Origin of the sequence: Amycolatopsis sp. A133 (assembly GCF_031082405.1) — a bacterium.
Classification (GTDB): domain Bacteria; phylum Actinomycetota; class Actinomycetes; order Mycobacteriales; family Pseudonocardiaceae; genus Amycolatopsis.
This window is the reverse complement of sequence record NZ_JAVHJU010000059.1, coordinates 75682-96476: the sequence shown is the minus strand read 5'-3', so window position 1 is coordinate 96476 and position 20795 is coordinate 75682. Positions and strand designations below refer to the sequence as shown.

The window sequence follows — 20795 nt, the reverse complement described above, 5'->3', positions numbered from 1 at the left end:
CGAAAGGGACCACCATGTCGGTCACCGACGAGCTCCTGGCCAACAACGCCGACTACGCCGCGAACTTCACCGGGCCGCTGCCGCTGCCGCCGGCCAAGCACGTCGCCGTGCTCGCCTGCATGGACGCCCGCCTCAACGTCTACGGCGTCCTCGGTCTCAACGAAGGTGAGGCCCACGTGATCCGCAACGCCGGCGGCGTGGTCACCGAGGACGAGATCCGCTCGCTCGCCATCAGCCAGCGGCTGCTCGGCACCCAGGAGATCATCCTCATCCACCACACCGACTGCGGCATGCTCACCTTCACCGACGACGGCTTCAAGAAGTCGATCCAGGAGGAGGTCGGCGTCAAACCCGCCTGGGCCGCGGAGTCCTTCACCGATCTCGACGAGGACGTCCGCCAGTCGATTGCCCGGATCAGGAACAGCCCGTTCATCCCGAAGAAGGACTCCGTGCGGGGCTTCGTCTTCGACGTCGCCACCGGAAAGCTGAACGAAGTGCAGTGACCCGCGGTTTATTCCCGGCGTTCCACGCGCGTCCCAGCAGTTGGCCGGTCCCGCCTGAAGCGCGGAATCCGGCGCACACTGCGCACATGGGTCGGGAGAAGGGAACGCCGGGATGACCGCAGGAACGGGACCACGGATCGCGGTCGCGCTGGACGGGGCCGGGTGGCACCCCACCGCGTGGCGGGAACCCGGCGCGCGGCCGCGCGAGCTGCTCACCGCCGGCTACTGGGCCGACCTGGTCCGGGAAGCCGAGTCCGGCAAGCTGGACTTCGTCACCATCGAAGACTCCCTGGCCCTGCCGACCGTCAGCTACCTCGACCGGCCGGGCGAGCGGACCGACATCGTCGGAGGCCGCCTCGACGCGGTGCTGGTCGCCGCCCGCGTCGCGCCGCTGACCTCCCACATCGGGCTCGTGCCGACCGCGGTGGTCACCCACACCGAGCCGTTCCACCTGTCCAAGGCCATCGCCACGCTCGACTACGTCAGCACCGGCCGCGCCGGCGTGCGCGTGCAGGTCGCCGGGCGCGCCGCCGACAACCGGCACTTCGGGCGCCGCGAGTTCGGCGAGTTCCGGCTCGAGGACTCCGCCGAACCGAACCAGCCCAGCCCGCTCGCCGACCTCTTCGACGAGGCCGCGGACTACGTCGAGGTGCTGCGCCGGCTCTGGGACAGCTGGGAGGACGACGCCGAAATCCGCGACGTCGCCACCGGCCGGTTCGTCGACCGCGAGAAGCTGCACTACATCGACTTCACCGGGCGCTGGTTCTCGGTCAAGGGCCCGTCGATCACCCCTCGGCCACCTCAAGGCCAGCCACCGGTCACCGCGCTCGCCCACGCCGCCATCCCCTACCGGCTCGCCGCCCGCTCCGCCGACGTCGTCTACGTGACACCCTTCGACCGGGAACAGGCCGGCGCGATCGTCGCCGCGGTGCGCGACGAGCAGGAGAAGGCAGGCCGCGGCGCGGAAACCCTGCACGTCTTCGGCGACCTCGTCGTGTTCCTCGACGAGACCGAGCAGGCCGCCGCCGGCCGCAAAGCCCGCCTCGACGACCGGTTCGGCGCCCAGTACTCCTCCGACGCGTACATCTTCACCGGCACCCCGGCCGGCCTCGCCGACCTGCTGCTCGACTGGCAGAACGCCGGGCTCTCCGGCTTCCGGCTGCGGCCGGGCGCGATCCCGCACGACCTGACCGCCGTCACCCGCGGCCTGGCCCCCGAACTGCGCTCGCGCGGAGCTTTCCGCACCGAGTACGAAGCGAGTACCCTGCGCGGGCTGCTCGGACTTTCCCGGCCCGCCAACCGCTACGCCGCCGTCTGAGGAGACCCGAAATGCCCCGCAAGCAGATCCACCTCGCGGCGCACTTCCCCGGTGTGAACAACACGACCGTGTGGAGCGACCCCGAAGCCGGCAGCCACATCGAATTCAGCTCCTTCGTCAAACTCGCCCGGACCGCCGAACGCGCGAAGTTCGACTTCTTCTTCCTCGCCGAAGGCCTGCGGCTGCGCGAGCAGAACGGGCAGCTCTACGACCTCGACGTCGTCGGCCGCCCCGACACCTTCACCGTGCTCTCCGCCCTGGCCGCGGTCACCGAACGGCTCGGCCTCGCCGGCACGATCAACTCGACCTTCAACGAACCCTTCGAGGTCGCCCGCCAGTTCGCCTCGCTCGACCACCTCTCCGCCGGGCGCGCCGCGTGGAACGTCGTCACGTCGTGGGACGCCTTCACCGGCGAGAACTTCCGCCGCGGCGGGTTCCTTCCCCAGGACCAGCGCTACGAGCGCGCCGAGACGTTCCTGCGCACGGCCTGGGAGCTGTTCGACTCCTGGCGCGGCGACGAGATCGCCGCCGACGCCGAAACCGGCGTCTTCCTGAGCGATCCCGGCGCTGGAGCCTTCGCCCACCACGACCGGCACTTCGACATCGAAGGCCGTTTCCCGGTGCCCCGCAGCCCCCAGGGCCGCCCGGTGATCATCCAGGCCGGCGACTCCGACGAGGGCCGGGAATTCGCCGCGGCCACGGCTGACGCGATCTTCAGCCGCTACGGCACCCTCGAAGCGGGCCAGGCGTTCTACTCCGACGTGAAGGGCCGCTTGGCGAAGTACGGCCGCACCCCGCAGCAGCTCGTCATCCTGCCCGCGGCGACGTTCGTCCTCGGCGACACCGACGCCGACGCCCACGAGCGCGCCCACGCCGTGCGGCGGCAGCAGGTCAGCGGGCAGACCGCGATCAAGTTCCTCGAGCAGGTCTGGAACACCGATCTGTCCGGCCACGACCCCGACGGCCCGCTGCCCTCGACCGACCCCGTGGTCGGCGGATCCACGATCGCGCCCGGCCGCGCCAGCGTCCGGATGTACCGCGACCCCCTCGCCACCGCACGGGAATGGCGACAGCTCGCCGAGGCGAAGAACCTCTCCACCCGCGACCTCATCATCGAAGTCACCGGCCGCCAGACGTTCATCGGCTCCCCGGCGACGGTGGCGGCGGCGATCGACGACCTGGTCCAGGCCGACGCGAGCGACGGCTTCATCCTCGTTCCGCACGTGACCCCCGGCGGGCTCGACGAGTTCGCCGACACGGTCGTGCCGCTGCTGCAGGAACGAGGGTCGTTCCGGACCGAGTACACCGGGACGACCCTGCGCGGCCACCTCGGCCTGGACACCTGAACCGTCAGCGGCCGCTCGCCGCGTCCACGGCGGTGCGCCCGTGCACGGCCGGGCGGCCGCCGTAGGGGTCGTCGTCCGTCCACAGTGTCGTGGGCGCGGCCTTGCGCACGACGGGGACGACCTCCGAGGCGAAGCGTTCGAGCATGTCCAGCTGCTGCTCGTGCGGGATCATGGTGGGCAGGCTGAACGACTGCAGATCGTGTCCGTAGGCTTCGTGCCACCACAGGATCTTTTCGGCGATCTGCTGTGGACTGCCGACCAGGACCGGACCGCGCTCGATGGCGTCGTCGACGGTCGGGAACTCCATCGGGTTTCCCGGCGTGTGGTTCCCCGGCTGGTTGAAGAACTCGGCGATCTTCTCGTAGGTCGGGCCGAACGCCTCCCGCGCCTCCTGCGTCGTGTCCGCCAGGTACAGGAAACCCGATCCCGCGCCGACGAAGGCGAACCGCGGGTCGTGGCCGTGCTCGGCGTAGTGCTTGCGGTAGTGCTCGATCAGCACCGTGTACCTGTCCCGTGGCTGGAGGGCGTTGGCCGAGAACAGCGGATCGCCCCACTTCGCCGCCAGCTCCGCCGACGTCACCGTGGTCGCCGAACCATGCCACACCCGCGGCGCGCCGGCGAATGGACGCGGCAAACTGGTCACCCCGTCCAGCGGACTGCGGAACCGGCCCTCCCACGTGACGTCCTCCTCGCGCCAGAGCTGCCGCAGCAGCTCGTACTTCTCGGCGAGCGCGTCCCACTGGTCACCGTTCTCGATGCCGAACATCGGCAGCTGGCGCAGCTCGTTGCCCTTGCCGATCACCAGCTCCAGCCGCCCGCGGGACAACTGGTCGACCGTCGCGTAGTCCTCCGCCACCCGCAGCGGATCGTGGATCGACAGCACCGAGACCCCGGTCTGGATCCGCACCCGGCTCGTCGTCGCCGCGATCGCGCCCAGCAGCACGGTGACGCCGCTGCTCAGGAAGTGCCCCGCGTGCCGTTCGCCGAGCGCGACGGCGTCGAATCCGAACTCCTCCGCATAACGCGCGGACGTCAGTGCTTGGGCGAAGCGCTCGTCGGTCCGGACGCGGCGACCGGTCACCGGGTTCGTGAGGTGGGGCAGGATGTCCAGGACCTGGAATCTCATCACGCGCTCCTTCGTGCAACACCGTCATCGTGCCGCCGACGAGCCGTGTGCCGTCAAGTCGTTCCACCCGCCGGGCATCCTTCACGCCGCGGCAGTCACGGCCCACAATCGCGCTCATGACGACCCAGCCCGGACAACGCGCGAACTCCGAGGTGTTCCACCTGGACATCCGGATCGACCTCACCGGCCGATCCGCCGACGCCGCTCTTATCGCCACCCGGCTGACCACCGCGCTCGACGGACTGGCGAGCGTCAACGTCACCACTGCCCGCCCTCGGCACGCCGCCCACCTCACCCTGGTCTCGGATCCCCTCCTGCGCATCGAAACGGAGTCCCGGCGCGCGGTCCTGCTGGGCAGTCCGCTCACGCTGACCCGGCTGGAGTTCGATCTGCTGCGTTTCCTGCGCGCGCACCCGGACCGGGTCTTCACCCGCGCCGCGTTGAAATCCGCGCTCTGGCCGCGGCAGCACGGTGGCGACCGGACGGTCGACGTCCATGTCCGCAAGCTCCGGGCCAAGCTCGAGCCGCACCTGGATCCGATCACCACCGTCCGCGGCGTGGGGTACCGCTTCGAGAGATCAGCACCGGTAGCCCTGCTCTGAGCCGCTGTCGAACAGGAGAATCATCGTGGCTGACGTCCCCTTGTCGGTGCTAGACCTCGTTCCCGTCAGTTCCGGGTCCGACGTCGCCGACGCCGTGCGCAACACCGTCGACCTCGCCCGACGGACCGAAGAATTCGGCTACCACCGCTACTGGTTCGCCGAACACCACCTCAACCCCGGCGTCGCCGGAGCGTCCCCGCCGGTTCTCATCGCCCTCGTGGCCGGCGCCACCGAACGGATCCGGCTCGGCTCCGCCGGCGTCCAGCTCGCCCACCGCACACCTCTGGCCGTGGTCGAGGAGTTCGGTCTCCTCGACGCGCTCCACCCCGGACGGCTCGACCTCGGGCTCGGCCGCAGCGGCAAGCAGCTCGTCCGCGAATACGCCACGGCGGCACCACGACCAGCACCCACCCAGGCCGCCAACGGCCTGCTCATCCCACCGAAGCCCGACTTCAGCAGCCTGACCCGGTCATCCCGGCTCGGCCTGACCTTCGGGCTGCTGCAGCAGCCCGGCGCCGAATCGCCCGACTACGCCGAGCAGGTCGACGACATCCTCGCCCTCCTGCGCGGAACCTACCGCTCTGCCGAGGGACTGGAAGCCCACGCGGTGCCCGGAGAAGGCGCGCGGCCGCAGGTCTGGATCCTCGGCAGCAGCGGCGGGCAGAGCGCGGCCGTGACCGGCCGCAACTCGCTCCGGTTCGCCGCCAACTATCACGTCAGCCCGTCGAGTGTGCTCGAAGCCGTCGAGGCGTACCGACAGGCGTTCCGTCCATCGGACGAACTCCCCCGGCCCTACCTTGCGGTGTCGGCGGACGTCGTCGTCGCCGAAGACGACGCCACCGCCCGTGAACTGGCGTCGGGTTATGGTCTCTGGGTACGCAGCATCCGCCGCGCCGAGGGCGCGATTCCCTTCCCCGCACCGGAAGAAGCCGCCATGCACGAATGGAGCGACGAGGACCGGGCCCTGGTCGCCGACCGCGTCGGCACCCAGTTCGCCGGCTCCCCCGCCACAGTCGCCGCCCGGCTGCGGCAGCTGCAAGAGGCGACCGGCGCGGACGAGCTGGTCATCACGACCATCACCCACGCGCACGCCGACCGCGTGCGGTCCTACGAACTGCTCGCCGAGCACTGGAACCGCTGAGCCCAGCCCCGCCTCCGGCGGCTGATCCTCAAGCGATGGCGATGCGGTAGCGCCGGACTTCGCCGGGGCTCTCGAGGACTCCACCGTGCCGTTCGATCGTCCTGGCCGGCGCGGTGTTGTCCGCCGCGCAGACGAGCACGACGTGGTCCATGCCGCGTCGGGCGGCCTCCGCCAGGATCTCCCCCAGCGCCCAGGTGTCCAAACCGCGTCCCCGGGCGGACGGCCGGATGCCATAGCCGATGCGATCGGCTCGCCGGGCGAATTCGCCGGTTCCGTGCCGCAAGGCGATCCCGCCGAGCACCAGACCGTCCTCGACGATCCACCGGTACGTACAGCTCGCGTCGCCGGCGAGGCGGGTGACCCACGCGGAGAACCCGGCCGGGGTCCGGACCTCGTCGGTGGCCAGCAGGCCGAAGCCGTCTTCGTGAAGCCCGGGCCCCACTCCGTGTGCGCGTCGAGCCAAGCGGCGTGCAGGCGCCCGGCGGGGCGACCAGCCGGGGCCGGGCGTCAGTCACCGAAAGCTGCCCGGTGGGCCGTCGCGCAGTGGGACGGCAGGTCGTCCGGGACGACGACGCTGCCGGTGATCGTCGTACGAGGGTCGAGCGGGATCGCGCGCACCCGGGTCGAGCGAAGCTCCGCCACCTGATCGGCAGGCAGCACCGTCCAGCTGTGCGGATCGGAGCCGACCTCGACGATCGTGTCTCCGACCGCGGCCGCCCGGTGCCCCATCCGGACCGGGACGCCGGCCTCCCGCAGCGTGGTGACCACGGACGGGTCGTGGTCCTGGGAAGTCCGGAAGGGACCGTCGGCCAGTTCCGCCACGCCGACAGCCGCGCGACCGGCAGCGGCATGTCGCGCGGACACGACCGCGAACAGCGACTCGGTCCACGTCGGCAGCACCCGCAGCCCGGGCGCCGCCCGCACGCCCCGCGCGAGCGCCATGTCGAGTTCACCCTGTCTCAGGGCGTTCAGGCGCGCGGGTAGCGGCAGGTCGACGAGCACCACGTCGAAGGCCGGGGCCTGCTCGCGCAACGCGTCGATCCCCCGTTCCAGGCGGGCGGTGAACTGGCCCGTGCCGGTTCCGATGCGCATCACGCCCGCCCGCGGGCTCGCCGCGACCCGGACGCGGTCGGCGGCCGCCAGCGCCTCGCGCGCCGCGTCGAGCACCCGGTGCCCAGCCGCGGTGAGCCGGACCTGGCGCGGTGAACGGTCGAGCAGCCGGACCCCCAATTCGCGTTCCAGCTGCGCGATCTGCCTGCTGACCGCGGGCTGGGCGATGTGCAGCCGGTCGGCGGCCCGGCCGAAGTGCAGCTCGTCGGCGACCGTGACGAAGTACCGCAACGCCCGTAGTTCCACCGGCCCTCCCCTGCGACGATGCCTTCAGGTTATCGCTGCGCGTGCACCCTGATCCTGGTTCGCGGCGCGCCGTCGTGCTGAAGTCGGGGCATGAACATCGATCTCGGCCTGCTCGGCGCCCACTTGCGCGAGCATGAAGTCACTCCGGAAACCGCGGCCGAAGTCGAGCGAGCCGGCTACGGCACGCTCTGGCTGGACGCCTCACCGCCAGCCGACCTTGCCCTCGTCGAGCAGCTGCTCGACGCCACCACCCGGCTGGTCGTCGGCACGAGCGTGGTGAACGTCTGGACCGCCGACGCGGACACCGTCGCCGCCTCCTACCACCGGATCGAAGCCAAGCACCCCGGCCGGTTCCTGCTCGGTATCGGCATCGGGCACCGCGAGGTCCACGCCGAATGGGCATCGCCGTATGACACGCTGGTGTCCTATTTGTACCGGCTCGCCGCCGGGGGCGTTCCGGCTGACCGGACGGTGCTGGCCGCACTCGGGCCGAGGATGCTGCGCCTGGCCCGTGACCGCACGGCGGGGACCATCCCGTGCATGGTTCCCGTCGAACACACCCGGCGAGCACGCTCGATCCTCGGTGCGGGCAAGCTGCTGCTTCCCGGCCATTTCGCCCTCACCGAGGCCGACGCCGAGCGGGCCCGGGCGGTCGCCCGGTCCAACCCGCCCGGGTTCGCGCTGGGCGTCACCAACTACGCCAACAACCTCCGGCGGCTCGGCTTCACCGACGACGACCTTTCCCATGCGGGAAGCGACCGCCTCATCGACGCACTCGTCGCCCACGGCGACCCGGCCACCGTCGCCACCAGGCTGCTGGCCCACCAAGACGCCGGCGCCGACCAGGTCGGTGTCTACCCCCTCGGCGAAGACCCGATCGCCACTCTGCTCTCGGCTGCCGGAGCGGTGCACGCCGTCAAGGCCGGGTAATCGGGCCCGGCCAGGTGGTGCTGACTCCGCTCGCGCATGCGTCGATCGGCTTCACCAGGCTTCTGCCGATGTCGGTCGGCTCGTACTCGACGTGAGGTCGGCGGCCTCCATCCCCGCCGGCAGTCACCGGCGTCCGAGATTTCACAGCGCGGCGACGCTCCGCTCCGGGTGCGCTGGCCGGGGCAACGCCGGGACGCCGGCCAGCAGGCCGCGCCGGGCCGGCTCCGGCCGGACGCCGTCGCCGAACCAGTACGCCTCCTCCAGGTGCGGGTAACCCGAAAGCACGAACTCCGTGATGCCCACCGAGTGGTACTCCTCGATCAGGTCCGCGACTTCGGCATGGCTGCCGACCAGCACCGGTTGCTGCCGTGGCGGCGGGTGTGGCAGAACGTCGCCGTCGGCCGGCCCCGGGAGGCAGCAGCTCGCGCGCTGACCGAGGTCGGCCTGGCCGGGCACCTCGACGCCTGGCCGGTCACGCTGTCCGGCGGCGAGGCCCCGCGCGTCGCCCTCGCCCGGGCGCTGGTCCGCGAGCCCCGGCTGCTGCTGCTCGACGAGCCGTTCGCCGCCCTCGACGCGCTCACGCGGATCAAGATGCACGCCGTGGTCCGGGACCTGGTGGCCGCGCACCGCCCGGCCGTCCTGCTCGTCACCCACGACGCCGACGAGGCCATCCTCCTCGCCGACCGCGTGGTCGCGATGCGGTCCGGGCGGCTGGCGGCACCCGGATGCCTTCGCCGTGACACCGAAGCGTGACGGTGAATCCGGGGGCGTCCCCGCTCCGAACGGTCGGCGATGGTCTACCCGGTCTGCTGGTGCGGTGCACGTATTCGATCCCGCGATATTCGGCTGGCGGAGAGGCAGTATTTGAACGTGCGGTATTCGTTTTCGCAGGTCCGCGACCGTGTGGGTGGGACGGCACCGGTCAGGTGAGTCTGCGAGAGAAGCCCTGTAGGCGGCGACGGCGAGGGTGGCCACGGACGAGGTGCTGACCAGCAGCGGGACAGTTAGCCTGATGTGCCAGCGGACACCAGCGTCAAACTATCTGGCCCTTTTCGCGCGTGCCCCTGTGGTCAGTCAGCTTTCGGCCGAGGCCTCCGGGCTCTAGCCCAGGAGTGATCCCGTAGCGGCCTAGCCGCATGTTCTCGATCAAACCCATGAATCGGCGGGCGTATCGCCTGGTTCCAGGACCCGGACGGCAACACCTTCGCCATCGAAGCCGACGTCCAGAGGGCCCGACCTCCGGCCGCGGCCTCGGCCCGGGTCGAGCGGCGCAGGCGCAACTTCCCGTGCGCCGCGAACCGTGTGGGCACGGCAGCGACCATCGAACCGATCGGGGTGTGGTAACCACGATCGTTACCAGACACGCCGTGCCCGCTCTTACGGTCACACCGAACCCGCAGGTCACAGCATCACCTGCCTTCTTGCGCCGCTCGGATCGAAGCCTCCGCCGCCACATGACCGAATCGCAGCAAACACTAATATCATGCGGACATGTGGAAGGTACCGGTCACCGCTCCGGAGGCACTGCCGTACGTCGTGGACGCGGCGCGCCGTGAACACTGATCGGCCAGAGCATTGCCGTGCTTTGCCCGGACCCCCGGTTCGTGCTGAAGAAGTCGGACAAGGAGGGCAGGTATTACACGCACGAGAACAGTGTCACCAGATACTGGTCGAACCTGACCCTCGACGAGGCTCGCGACCTTCCGCACACCCGGCTGGTGGTTCCTGGCCAGGACAGTTTTCCTCGTGGCCGACCGGTCCCGCTCTCGCCCTATCCGGCGGACGTGCAGCAGGCCGCCTGGACCGAGGCCGTAACCCGCTGTGCCACCTACTTCGGCATTCGCGAAAGCCGGCTCCCTGCGGTGCTCATGCTGTGCTTGCGAGACGAACGGGACGTGCTGATCCAACTCCGGTCGCAGACGAGCATCTATCGGCTGTGCAAGGAAATCGCATCGCACCCCGGCTACGAGCCGGGCGACCAGGACCGACTGGAGGAACGCGACGAACTCACTAAACTGGTCGAATACCTGGCGATCGGCCGTGGTCACCATGCGTGGGTACCGGACAGCGACCCTCCACAAACCATGGGCAGGCTGCTGACCGTCGCGAAGGTGAGCGCGCAGTTCGAGGGGTTGCGCAAACACCTGAGCATGATCGCGCATGTCGATTCCGATCGGAACCTCGCGTGGTGCAGGGAACTCGATGAGCTCACCGACTCGGACGCCGACCACAACGCCGTGCTGTCCTACCTATCTGAGATGGCACAAGTTGTCCACTCGAACCCACGCAGGACCGAGTTTCTTGGTCTGGACAAGAAGGTCCGCAAGGTTGGGCGCGCCGTCAAGGAGGCCGCGAATCCACCTCTGAAGTGGCGCTATGTCCCCGAAAGTCCGGCCGCGGGGGCCGAACGAGAGGCGGACCGCGTGCGAGCCCAGGTTAGATTGGCCGAACTGGAACGAGTGTTGAATAGCAGGCCGGGGTTGGCGGCCGCATGCGAGACCGCGGCCAGAGCCGAACTGGGCGCATGTGAGATCGCCCAGCTGGAACTAGACGAGTACATCGGCATCGGCAGGGGCTATCCCACGCAGCGAATACACGCGATGACGCCAATCGGCCCGCCACCCGATGATGGCGCGAACACCGCAACCCACAACGACATCTCCGGGACGGTGCACGGAACCGCTGTGCAGGCGGGGCACATCGACGCTGTGCACTTTCACGGGCGCCGCAGGTTGTTCGGCACCAAGCGAAAGCGCAGCCGTCCGCAGTAGATCCAATACCGCAGCCATCCTTATGGCCCAGTGCAGGCCGTGAAGTGTTTCTCGGCAGCAGCCCAGATACTACGCATGACTCAGACCGAACCACCTGCGCAACAAGCAAGCGCACCCGTGTCTGCGGTCCGACCACCCACCCCGGCGGCCGGGCTGCCTTGCAAGATCACCCAACGGGCGGTCGTGATCAGCACCCGGTCACGTGGCGAACATGCATGCTACGCATCAGCGCAGTTCACACGCCTGCAAGTCCATGCTTGACCTGCAGGTTTCCGGGAGTTGAACCCCGAAGCCACCCCGCACCTCATGGGGTAATTGAGTGTCCGAGCTCGCTAACCACAACGCTCGAGCTCCGTTGAGCAAGAAGCATACGTGCAGGTCAGAGCTACAAAGCATCACCGCTCACAGGCTTACGACCCAGACTGTGGCGCGCGCCGACGGAGTGCCCCCTTCTATCGACCGAGCCAGGGTGAGCCGTCCGCGTTCCAGCATCGCGAAATCCGACCGGATCCTTCGAATCGACGATGCGCTTCGTCGATGTGTCTTCAACCGTTGCGTTGCCCGCGTCGCCTCGGCGGCCGGGTGCGCCGCGGACCGGCTTCCTCGAGCCTTCGGATGGCTCGACCTTCACAGCTTGTGAACACCCAGATCAGCGAAGAGTCTTCTCGTAGCCGGGTCGACTGAGTAAAGCACTGTGCCGCGGATCGAACGAGTCATAAGCACGCCGTATGCGTTCCGGATCGCACGTTCGAGGTCGTGGTCCTCACGAATCCTGCTGGCTTTGCTCAGCACATGTTCACGGTGGACTGCCCAGCCATTGCCATCCCAAGTGAGATCCTGTCCCATGATCACGCCGCCCCACTCGTACTCCAGGCCTTGCGCGGTGTGGACACAGCCGATCTGCCCGAACCCGCCGGATTCCGTTGCCCAGAAACGCCGCTTCGGGACTCCTGGCGTGTCGTGCTGGTCGCCAGCGTTCCACGGGCGCGCCCAGCCTGGTTCCGGGGTGACTTCCGGGTCGGTGCCGCTGCGGTCTTCCCACTTCCAGCAGATCCCCGCGCTCATCCGAGCGCTTTCCCCCCTGTCTTCCCTGTCGCGCAGGAAGCGCTCCATGGTGGCGGCGCTGTCGGCGTAGTAGAGCTGAAACGGCTCTGGCTCGTCCCCGTTGTCCGGCTTCCAGGGGAGCGGGTCACCGGCGAGTAGGCGCTGGATCCACGTGTCGTACGTCGAGCTGCCGACGGCGCGGAGTACCCGGTCCAGGCTGATGGGCACAACCTCCATGCCAAGACTTTGGATCTCGTCGATGAGCGCTTCTGGTGACCAGACCTCGTCGGAGAACAAACGCTGGTCGCCGTCGATGAAGAACACCGGCACCTTCGCCCGCGTGACGATCACTGAGACCGACGACTCGCCGGGCCGCATGGAGTAGGAGCCCTTCATCGGGCGCGCGGTCATCCGATGCGTCTCATCGCACAGAATCAGGTCGAGCTCGTTCGCCGTTCGGCTGTCTGCGACACTGTTCAGGGTGGCGAAAGCTTGGCGCCGCCCACGAGAAGCGCGTTTGAAGGTCTCACGTGAAGCGACTCCCCCGGATACATAGCAGGCTTTCCGTCCGGCGTTGAGGGCTTGGCCGAGCAGCGTCAGTCCGACCAGCGACTTCCCGCTCCCGGCCCGGCCGCTGATGACGAATACTTTCTTCGCGCCGACTGGAGACCATTCAGTCAGCGCCTTGGTGACGCTCGTGACGGCGACCAGCTGGTTCTCCACGAGACTGAACTGCGTGTACCCGGCCACGATGGCTCCGGCATCGGGCCCGATCAAGGACCTGGCGCGACGCCGCCCGAGCAAGGCCTCTGACGCACCGGCGCCCGACTCCGCACTGAAGTTGCTCTTCAGGAATTTCTCCAGCTCGCCGGGGTAGCGAGCCGTGAATGTCGGCATCCCGCGGCGAGGTGAGACGTTTCTGATCCATTGATGTTCCGGGTTCCTGAGATTGTGCAGATATGACGCACCGGCGAGGTGGACGTAACGATCATCGAACATGCTGTGGTACACCTTGAGCGCCAGCACGTTATCGTACACTTGCACGGCCGGATGTTTCTTGTGCCTGCCGTACGCATCGAAGTAGACCTTGTCAACGGCACACTTGTCGCACAGGACCCCTGGCCCCGCTCGGCGACAGGCCGAACACAGACCGTCTGCAATATCCGACCTCGGACGTGCGATCCGGCTCCACTGCTTCAGTTCGATCGCCACGTAACTCAGGCCACCGTCCGGATGACAACCGGCCAGAACCACGTCGATGGGAGCCATTTCCGGAGCGACGCGGTATTCAACGAACATCCAGACCCGATCTAGACCCAGACTGTCCAGCAAGGACGCCAGCGCGTATACGCTTTCCCGCCAGGATGTCACGTCGGCGTCACTAGGTGCCTCCCCACGGGGATGCGCTTCCTTATAACAGTTCTCGATTTTCGGTATCAGCGTAGCACTGTCCCGAAGGAACTCCCGGGCGGAGTAATAAGCTTCCAGCGGTTCCCACCCATTCGTTGCCGCCCTGTTCTGAACCATTCCACCGAGTTTCTTTGAAAGATTTTTGCAATTCTCACCGATCAGACGTGGCCAAGTGAGACGAAGTGCTCGAGCGGGTCATGTCGGTCAGGCGTAGGCCGCGAGACCTCTCGGATTGCACCCCCGGCACCAGTCGTCCGCAGCCAGGGCGCGTTCGCAGGCCCCACCTCCCCCGGGCTTCGAACCGGTCCGTCCGTACGTCCGAACAGTTCTACACGATCGAGTGAATGGGCGCGCCTTTGGCATGGTTACACCGGCAACGGCGTTCGCAGCCTGGAGGTTTGCTTTCGGACGACCGGCTTGAGCCGAACGGGTGGTCTCACTGATAGCTATTGCGATGTGACTATCTGTGCGTAACCGTGAAGGGGGTCGCCGGCGCGAGGAGCTTGCGTGGGTACTTCGAGCAGATGGGCCGGGCCACAGACGGCCGCGTGGGCAGCTGTGTCACGGAGCGTCGCGCAGCTTCGACCGGCCGCCGGAGTGGCCACGTCCGCCGCAGACATCCCCAGCCCGAGGCAGCCGGAGGACCCCTCCATCTCGGACGAGTCGGCAGCGAAACGAGGACAGCGTTGCCTGGACGCGCTCACAGCGGCGGTGCGTGACGACCCGGATGCCTACGAGCTGCGAACGACAATGACACGGGCAGGCGGATCTCTGATCGATGCGGTCGAGGGCATCGGCAAAACCGACGGGCTGGTGGCCCTGGTACCCGATTCCGACTGGCCCGGCAGCCGAGAGGAATGGTTCCTCTATCGGTTCGTTTCCGTCGTGGCTGGTGAAGACACTGCGATCGCTGACGCCGTCGCACGGCGCGCTGCCACGGTCTGCGCCGAGAAGATCCTTGCTAGTCCGGCCACGGCAGAAGCGATCGAGCGGGGAGAGCCGGGCTGGAGACTTCCCGACGGTCTGTTCTGTGAGATCTACCAGCTCTTCTTCGCCGACTATGTGGCCGAGTTTGTTCATGCGGTCATAGCCGAAAAGGTCAAGCTTGTGGTTCCGGCACTTGTTCTTGCGGACCCCAGCGGCCAGATCGCGGACTGGGTTGCCGACCAGATCACTGCGGTGCTCCCGATGCCGTGTGCCGAGAAGAACGAGCACCCGGACGATCCTCGCTCCATCGTCGAACTGGCCCGCGACATGCTGCAGGACGCAGTGGTCACGGCATTGGGGCTTCCCCGGGTGGACACGTGACCGGCGATGGCCGGCGGTTCTGCTTCACCGCGGACGGCCGCCGTCGTGTGAGCCCCGAGCGTGAACCACTCTCCGACGCAGACTTCCACGATCGGGAGGCTCGACTCGATCAGGGAATGGCCTTGGCCGGGCCCGCGGAACCCTGGGCACGCGATCTCCTGCAAGTGGCACGCGCCGCCTATCTGGTGGACAAGCGCTATGTCCGGCGGACCGACGACGGCTGGTCGCGCACGATCGACCTTTCGGTCGAGGCCGCGGAGCCAGAGCGGTGGGGTACGCCGCAGCTGGAGGACCTGACAGCATTGCTGGCTGCGCTGACCAGCGATACGTGGCACGTCCGCGTGGTAGGGGGTGCCGCCTACCGGCAGTGGATGGACTACGAAGAACGAGCGTTAGAGGTGGCCCTGTTCTCGGGAGGTGTGGACTCGACATCGTATGCCGCTCAAGCTGCTACGAAAGCGACAACCGGCACTCTGCTGCTGATGGGTTACGACGACAACATGCGCGCCCGGCAGCAAGAAGTCCACCGGTTCATCAACCAGCTCCGGCACAGGCCGATCAAGCTGGTACAGATCGGCCAGCGAGTGCTCTCGGGGCCCGGTGGCAAGCTCGAGCGCAGCACCCGTACACGCGGTCTGCTCTACATGGCGACCGCGGTAGCGGCGGCATCGGCGCACCGTGTCGGCCAGGTCAAGGCACCGGAGAACGGGCAGCTCGCGATCAACCCACCATTAACCCCGAACCGGTTGGCCGGCCTCTCGACCCGCTCGGTCCATCCGTGGACGCTGGAGCTGACGAACCGCCTGATCCGCGGTCTCGGCGGTGCTGTCGAGGTGGTCAACCCGCTGCTTCCGTTCACGAAGGGCGAGGTGTGCAGTCAGGCTCTGACGGCGGGACTTACACCAGACGATCTTGCTCGCACCGTCAGCTGTGGCGACCCCAGCAGCGCGCGCTACTCCCACCAAGGCCAGCTCAACTGCGGTCACTGCTACCCGTGCCTCATCCGGCACTCCGGCCTTCTGTCTGCTGCGGGGATCGACCGGACCGACTACCGGCTCGACTTGACCCGCACCGACCTGAGGACGAAGGCTGCCGAACACCTTCGTGCGTTGGCTCGCTGGCTGAACGGCGACTTCGGGTTCCGGGACCTGGTTGCCGACATGCCCTTCCCCAGCTCGACACCCATCCCAGCGGTGCTGCCGATGCTGCACCGCAGACGACGTGAACTCGCCGCGATGGTGGACCACGTCGTGCCTGAAAATAGCCCACTGAGACGAAGCTGGGCGCCCAGGCTTGCAAGCTGACCACGGAGAGCTGCTTGACCTGCGAAGATGCCCTTCGTCCGGCAACCAATCACGCTTGGCCCGCGTGCGAGGGGACGCGCCGCCGAGCCTGTTCGACCACGCGAGTCGCGTGCCAACTCCGTTCCGAACCACAGCCAGCTTGTAACGTAACGCTGCGTGACACCGACTCGATACCGAGTGAGTGAACATCAACTGCTCGACACCGCGGGGTGCAGCAACCTACCTGGCGTAGGCACCTAGGATCGTCGGCGGTCGGTTGTTCAGCGAAGAAGGGGAGGCTGCGTGTCGGGCGGTGGACCATCAGTACCCAAACCTGCGCCCCCGCCGCAGCAGAAGCGCTGGTTCCAGGAACGGACGTCGCCCTACCCGTGGGAGCAGGACGGGCTCGACCACGTCCGCCGGCTCATGCCCAAGGCCGAGCCCTACCGCGCGTGGACCACCTTCTCGTTCACCGGTGCCTCAGGCCGCATCAACGAATGCGACCTCCTCATCGCAGTTCCGGGCGGCCTCTACCTGGTCGAGCTCAAAGGACACCCCGGGCGGGTCGTGAACAACGGCGAGACCTGGCGGTTCTTCCAAGACGGCTCCCGTCGGCCGCGCATTCTCCGCAACCCTCTGCACCTCACCGACCTTAAGTCCAAGGAGCTCAAGGGCCGGCTGGAGTGGGCCGCCAAGCGACTGCACGTCAGCCAGCGGGTGCCGCGCGTCGAACCCGCCGTGTTCCTGTCCGCGCCGGATCTGCGATCCGAGCTGGACGACGTGCAGCGCGCGAGGGTCTACGGCCGCGACGGTGTCCCCCACGGTCTGCCGGAACTGTGGGGTGATCTGCTCTCCCGTCCGCCGCAACGGGACTCGCAGCGAATCACGCCGGCCTTCTCGTCGGTCCTGCCGAAGCTCCTGGAAGAGATCGGGATCCGGGCTTCGACGGCTCATCTGCGCTTCGGCGACGACTGGACGCTGAGTCCGGACCTGCTCGACGCCGGCCCGACCTGGGAAGACCGCCTTGCCGAGCGGAAGGACATCGTCCGCGAAGAGGGCCGGGTCAGGATCTACCTCACGGCCCTGCAAGCGAGCGACGAACGGCAGCAGTCCGTCGAACGCGCCGCACGCCGCGAGTACCAGGTGCTGCAAGGCATCACCCATCGCGGAATCGCGCAGGCGGTGCAGATCCGCGATCACGGGGGCGGACCGGCCATCCTGTTCCACCACCGCGCGGACGATCTTCGGCTGGATTCGTACCTCGCGGTGCATGGTGAGCACCTCGGCGCCGAGGTCCGCCTCGACATGGTGCGCCAGCTCGCCGAGGCCGTCCGCTACGCGCACAGCCGCTCGCTTTACCACCGTGCGCTGGCCGCGCGGTCGGTCTACGTGTCTGCGAAAGAGGACGGCTCCAAGCCGGTCATGCGGATCATCGACTGGCAGGCGGCAGCACGCGACTTCGACACCACCGGGTTCTCCTCGATCGGCAACACCTCCCTGCCGGGCGAGCACGTCTCGAACTCGGCCGACGTGTACCTGGCGCCGGAGGTCGACACGCAGTTCGCCGATCCGGTCGACCTCGACGTCTTCGGGCTCGGAGCAATCGCCTACTTCATCGCGACCGGCCAACCCCCCGCCGCCCAGCGCAGCGCCCTGATCGAACGACTGGCCACCGACAAGGGCCTGCACCCCTACGCCGTCTCCGACGTCATTTCCGACCAGCTCGACGCGCTGATCTTCGACGCGACTCGCACCGACGTCGCGGATCGGCTCGATTCAGCCGAGGCGTTCCTGGCACGCCTCGATGCTGCCGCGAAGGACGCCTCTCCCGCCGAGGAGACCGCGGTGCAGGTGGACCCCCTCACCGCGTCGCCGGGGCACAACGTCGACGGTGACTGGGAGGTCGAACGGGTCCTGGGCACCGGCGCGACCGCCCGTGCTCTGCTCGTCAAACGAGACCTGGAGGATGAGGACGGTAAGCCGTACTGCGAGCGGCGCGTCTTCAAGGTCGCATTGGATGATGCCAAGGCCGCTCGGCTCCGCGCCGAAGCGACGGCATTGGAGCAGGTCGGCGGCGGCGTGATTGTCCGCCTGCTCGACGGCCCGCGTGAGCTCGCCGGCCGAACCGTGCTCGACCTCGAGTTCGCCGGTGGCGAGGACATCTCTGGTTCGACGCTTGGCGCACTGCTGCGCGCCGAAGGCAAGCTCAGCTACCACAACCTGGACCGCTACGGCAAAGACCTGTTCACCGCGCTTGATCACCTGGCGGGCAAGGGTGTGCGCCACCGGGACCTCAAGCCGGACAACTTCGGGGTATACCGGCGAGCCGATCGCTCCACGCAGCTCATGCTGTTTGACTTCTCGCTCGCTGACGCCTCCGATCGCGACGTTCACGCTGGGACTCGCGGCTACCTCGATCCGTTCCTCGGCTCCGCGCGGCGCCCTGCCTTCGACGACCACGCCGAGCGCTACGCGGCGGCGGTGACCCTGCACGAGATGGCCGCGGGGCAGCGCCCGGTGTGGGGCGACGGCATGAACAACCCGCAGACCACGACCGATGAGACGCCGACGATCGCGTCGGATCTGTTCGACCCCGCCCTTCGGGACGGTCTCACCGAGTTCTTCCTGCGTGCCTTCCACCGCGACGTCGACCGGCGCTTCGACACGTACCGGCAAATGGAAGACCAGTGGCGCGCAGTGTTCGTCGATGCCGACACCGCCGCCCCGCCCACCACCCAGGCCACGGTGGGGCTGGAAATCGGATCGCTGGAGGCGACCCGTGACGCTCACGCGGCTGCCGCCAAGCTGGACACCCCGCTGGAGCTGGCCGGACTCACACCGCGCGCGGTGTCGGTGGCTCAAGGCTTCGAGGCCACCACGGTCGGCCAGCTACTCGACGTCCCGCTGCACCTGATCGCGAAGGCTCGCGGCGCGGGCGCGGTCGTGCGCAAGGAGCTCAACCGTCGACACAAGCAGTGGTCCAAGCAGCTGCTGCAGGCGGCGGAATCCGCGGCTGCGCGCCCGGCCGGGGAAGACCACCTGACCATCGAGGATCTGGCCGCGCTCCTCACACCTGCACAGACGCGCCGGGGGTCGAACAAGGCCGATGTCATCCGGTTGACGCTCGGCCTGCCGAACGGCAACGAGTCACTAGAGTCGTGGGCCTCGCAAGGTGCGGTCGCCAAGCGCCTCGAAATCTCGCAGCCCTCGGTATCGCGACATCTCAACGCCGCGTTCAGGGAGTGGGCGGCCGCGGAGTGGCTGACCAGGATCCGCAACGAGCTCGTCGACGCCGTGGCCGAGGCAGGCCGGGTCGTCACCGTCCATGCACTGGCCGCTGCGCTGCGTACCCGGCACGGCGCCGGCGAGGACGACGCGGAACGCACCATGGCGCGGGCGATGGCTATCGTCCGGGCCGCCGTAGAGACCGAAGTCTGGGCCGGCCTGCACACCGAGGACGCGGAGGGCACCGGCCCGCGCCTGGCGGTGCAGCGACGTGGGCACCGGGTGCTGATCGCGCTGGAGTCGCTGCCCGGCTCCCAGGACCCGAGTGCCCCGGAGATGGCGGACTACGCCTTCGCTCTCGGTGTCCGAGCCGACGAACTGGTGGGACGGGAGCCGCTGCCCGGCCGGGGCGTCATCGTGCGCGAACTGCGTGCGGTGCCGCCACCGGAGGGCCTGCCGCCGCTGGCCGACACCCGACTCGTCGAACTAGCGTCGGCGATGTCCGAGCACGCGGCGGCGTCCCCGCGGCTGGAGCTGTACCCCCGTGAGCTGGACCTGGTGCGCGCGCTGCGGATCTCGCAGGCCGCGGCCGGGGTGCGTGACCGCGGCATCACCCAGCCCGACCTGATCGCCAAGGTCCGGGCCCGCTTCCCCGCCCTCGACGTGGCCGAGCGGCTCACCCACGTCGAGCTCGAGGATGCCTTGCACGCCGCCGGCTTTCCGCTGAACTACGACACGTCGGACAAGGTGTTCCGGCCACCGCCGCTCGAGCAGCCACGCTTCTCCGCCTCTGCATCCGCGCTCAGCGGACACGGACACTGGCGCGCGGCCGGCACGGACCCCCACGAGGTTCTGACGAGGAAGCTCGCCGCGGCGATCGAGCGTGGCGGATTCCTCGCGCTTACCTTGCGAGGGGCGTACCTGCCCGGCACACCGGAGGGCATCGCCGCCCGGTACCCGGTGCGTTCGATCGACGTCGACCGCGAGTTCGTCACAGCGTTCCGGGCGCTCGTCACCGAGCGCGGGCAGGAGTGGGCGAAGGTTGGCAAGCTGGACGCGAGGTTCAGCGAAACCGGCGTCATCTCGCCAGGCTTGGCGTCGTACGTGCGGGCGACGTGGGAACGGGTGCGCACCCGAATCGGCGACGCGGCGCTTGGGGCGAGCACGGTGCTGTTCCTGCACCATGCGGGCATGGTGGCCCGCTACTCCGACGAGGGCGGCCATGCCTTCCTGACGGAGCTGCAGAACGCCGCCCGCCGACCCGACGACGCGCCGCACGGCCTGTGGCTCCTGTGCCCGGCGGAGTCGGCGCTCGACACGCCGCAGCTGGACGGCAAGATCGTCGAAGTACTGACCGAGAGCGAACGCGTGGTGCTCGACCGCGCATTCCTCGAAGAAGTCCACACCACGGATGGTGCGGCGTGAATGAAGG

At 68.4% G+C, this 20795-nt stretch carries 14 protein-coding genes and 2 pseudogenes; 11 read left to right on the top strand and 5 right to left on the bottom strand.

Annotated features, from left to right (window positions below; all coding sequences use genetic code 11):
• The first annotated feature begins 14 nt into the window (after positions 1 to 14).
• The 3 genes from Q5425_RS35540 to Q5425_RS35530 all read left to right on the top strand — a co-directional run bounded on the left by Q5425_RS35540 (position 15) and on the right by Q5425_RS35530 (position 3167).
• Complete coding sequence (locus tag Q5425_RS35540) at positions 15 to 503, top strand: carbonic anhydrase (protein ID WP_308676758.1); 489 nt, start codon at positions 15 to 17, stop codon at positions 501 to 503.
• Positions 504 to 615: 112 nt separating this feature from the next.
• The gene (locus tag Q5425_RS35535) at positions 616 to 1821 is read left to right on the top strand and encodes an LLM class flavin-dependent oxidoreductase (RefSeq protein WP_308676757.1); all 1206 of its coding nucleotides are present in this window, start codon (positions 616 to 618) and stop codon (positions 1819 to 1821) included.
• 11 nt (positions 1822 to 1832) lie between these two features.
• Positions 1833 to 3167 (top strand): NtaA/DmoA family FMN-dependent monooxygenase, encoded by a 1335-nt coding sequence (locus Q5425_RS35530; RefSeq protein ID WP_308676756.1) that lies wholly within the window; start codon positions 1833 to 1835, stop codon positions 3165 to 3167.
• A 4-nt stretch (positions 3168 to 3171) separates the two neighbouring features.
• On the opposite strand, the gene Q5425_RS35525 is transcribed toward Q5425_RS35530, so the two are convergent.
• Entirely contained in the window at positions 3172 to 4293 is a 1122-nt protein-coding gene (locus Q5425_RS35525; protein ID WP_308676755.1) for an LLM class flavin-dependent oxidoreductase, read from the bottom strand.
• A 116-nt stretch (positions 4294 to 4409) separates the two neighbouring features.
• Between Q5425_RS35525 and Q5425_RS35520 the strand changes: the two genes are divergently transcribed.
• Positions 4410 to 4895: a winged helix-turn-helix domain-containing protein gene (locus Q5425_RS35520; RefSeq protein ID WP_308676754.1), complete on the top strand. Its 486-nt coding sequence runs from the start codon at positions 4410 to 4412 to the stop codon at positions 4893 to 4895.
• A 25-nt stretch (positions 4896 to 4920) separates the two neighbouring features.
• Positions 4921 to 6036, top strand: coding sequence for an LLM class flavin-dependent oxidoreductase (locus tag Q5425_RS35515; protein WP_308676753.1), 1116 nt, complete (start codon positions 4921 to 4923; stop codon positions 6034 to 6036).
• A gap of 28 nt (positions 6037 to 6064) precedes the next feature.
• Here the strand turns inward: Q5425_RS35515 and Q5425_RS35510 are convergent, their stop codons facing one another.
• Together Q5425_RS35510 and Q5425_RS35505 are read right to left on the bottom strand one after the other, a co-directional pair.
• Positions 6065 to 6478, bottom strand: coding sequence for a GNAT family N-acetyltransferase (locus Q5425_RS35510; RefSeq protein WP_308676752.1), 414 nt, complete (start codon positions 6476 to 6478; stop codon positions 6065 to 6067).
• A 65-nt stretch (positions 6479 to 6543) separates the two neighbouring features.
• On the bottom strand, positions 6544 to 7392 hold the full coding sequence (locus Q5425_RS35505; protein ID WP_308676751.1) for a LysR family transcriptional regulator: 849 nt from the start codon (positions 7390 to 7392) through the stop codon (positions 6544 to 6546).
• Positions 7393 to 7482: 90 nt separating this feature from the next.
• Here Q5425_RS35505 and Q5425_RS35500 point away from each other — a divergent pair, with 90 nt between their 5' ends.
• The gene (locus Q5425_RS35500; RefSeq protein ID WP_308676750.1) at positions 7483 to 8322 is read left to right on the top strand and encodes a TIGR03620 family F420-dependent LLM class oxidoreductase; all 840 of its coding nucleotides are present in this window, start codon (positions 7483 to 7485) and stop codon (positions 8320 to 8322) included.
• Positions 8323 to 8463: 141 nt separating this feature from the next.
• Here Q5425_RS35500 and Q5425_RS35495 read toward each other — a convergent pair.
• Positions 8464 to 8676, bottom strand: a pseudogene (locus tag Q5425_RS35495) (alkanesulfonate monooxygenase); the annotation flags it as partial.
• Here Q5425_RS35495 and Q5425_RS35490 point away from each other — a divergent pair.
• Positions 8662 to 9075 (top strand): annotated as a pseudogene (locus Q5425_RS35490) (ATP-binding cassette domain-containing protein); the annotation flags it as partial. The pseudogenes Q5425_RS35495 and Q5425_RS35490 overlap by 15 nt on opposite strands.
• A gap of 851 nt (positions 9076 to 9926) precedes the next feature.
• Positions 9927 to 11093 carry a hypothetical protein gene (locus tag Q5425_RS35485; RefSeq protein WP_308676749.1) on the top strand — a complete coding sequence of 389 codons (1167 nt, stop codon included), beginning with the start codon at positions 9927 to 9929 and terminating at the stop codon, positions 11091 to 11093.
• 627 nt (positions 11094 to 11720) lie between these two features.
• On the opposite strand, the gene Q5425_RS35480 is transcribed toward Q5425_RS35485, so the two are convergent.
• The gene (locus Q5425_RS35480; protein ID WP_308676748.1) at positions 11721 to 13664 is read right to left on the bottom strand and encodes a DNA/RNA helicase domain-containing protein; all 1944 of its coding nucleotides are present in this window, start codon (positions 13662 to 13664) and stop codon (positions 11721 to 11723) included.
• Between the two features lie 594 nt (positions 13665 to 14258).
• On the opposite strand from Q5425_RS35480, the gene Q5425_RS35475 reads away from it, so the two are divergent.
• The 3 genes from Q5425_RS35475 (at position 14259) to pglW (ending at position 20788) form a co-directional block, all read left to right on the top strand.
• Complete coding sequence (locus Q5425_RS35475; RefSeq protein WP_308676747.1) at positions 14259 to 14855, top strand: hypothetical protein; 597 nt, start codon at positions 14259 to 14261, stop codon at positions 14853 to 14855.
• On the top strand, positions 14852 to 16159 hold the full coding sequence (locus Q5425_RS35470; RefSeq protein WP_308676746.1) for a hypothetical protein: 1308 nt from the start codon (positions 14852 to 14854) through the stop codon (positions 16157 to 16159). The genes Q5425_RS35475 and Q5425_RS35470 overlap by 4 nt, the downstream gene beginning before the upstream one ends.
• A gap of 282 nt (positions 16160 to 16441) precedes the next feature.
• Positions 16442 to 20788 carry a BREX system serine/threonine kinase PglW gene (gene pglW, locus Q5425_RS35465; protein ID WP_308676745.1) on the top strand — a complete coding sequence of 1449 codons (4347 nt, stop codon included), beginning with the start codon at positions 16442 to 16444 and terminating at the stop codon, positions 20786 to 20788.
• The last annotated feature ends 7 nt before the right edge of the window (positions 20789 to 20795 follow it).

Excerpts from the sequence above, each read along its gene's own strand:
- Q5425_RS35530 (WP_308676756.1), top strand. The coding sequence starts at position 1,833 with ATGCCCCGCAAGCAGATCCACCTCGCGGCGCACTTCCCCGGTGTGAAC.
- Q5425_RS35480 (WP_308676748.1), bottom strand. The coding sequence starts at position 13,664 with ATGGTTCAGAACAGGGCGGCAACGAATGGGTGGGAACCGCTGGAAGCT.
- Q5425_RS35520 (WP_308676754.1), top strand. The coding sequence starts at position 4,410 with ATGACGACCCAGCCCGGACAACGCGCGAACTCCGAGGTGTTCCACCTG.
- Q5425_RS35500 (WP_308676750.1), top strand. The coding sequence starts at position 7,483 with ATGAACATCGATCTCGGCCTGCTCGGCGCCCACTTGCGCGAGCATGAA.
- Q5425_RS35525 (WP_308676755.1), bottom strand. The coding sequence starts at position 4,293 with ATGAGATTCCAGGTCCTGGACATCCTGCCCCACCTCACGAACCCGGTG.
- Q5425_RS35535 (WP_308676757.1), top strand. The coding sequence starts at position 616 with ATGACCGCAGGAACGGGACCACGGATCGCGGTCGCGCTGGACGGGGCC.
- Q5425_RS35540 (WP_308676758.1), top strand. The coding sequence starts at position 15 with ATGTCGGTCACCGACGAGCTCCTGGCCAACAACGCCGACTACGCCGCG.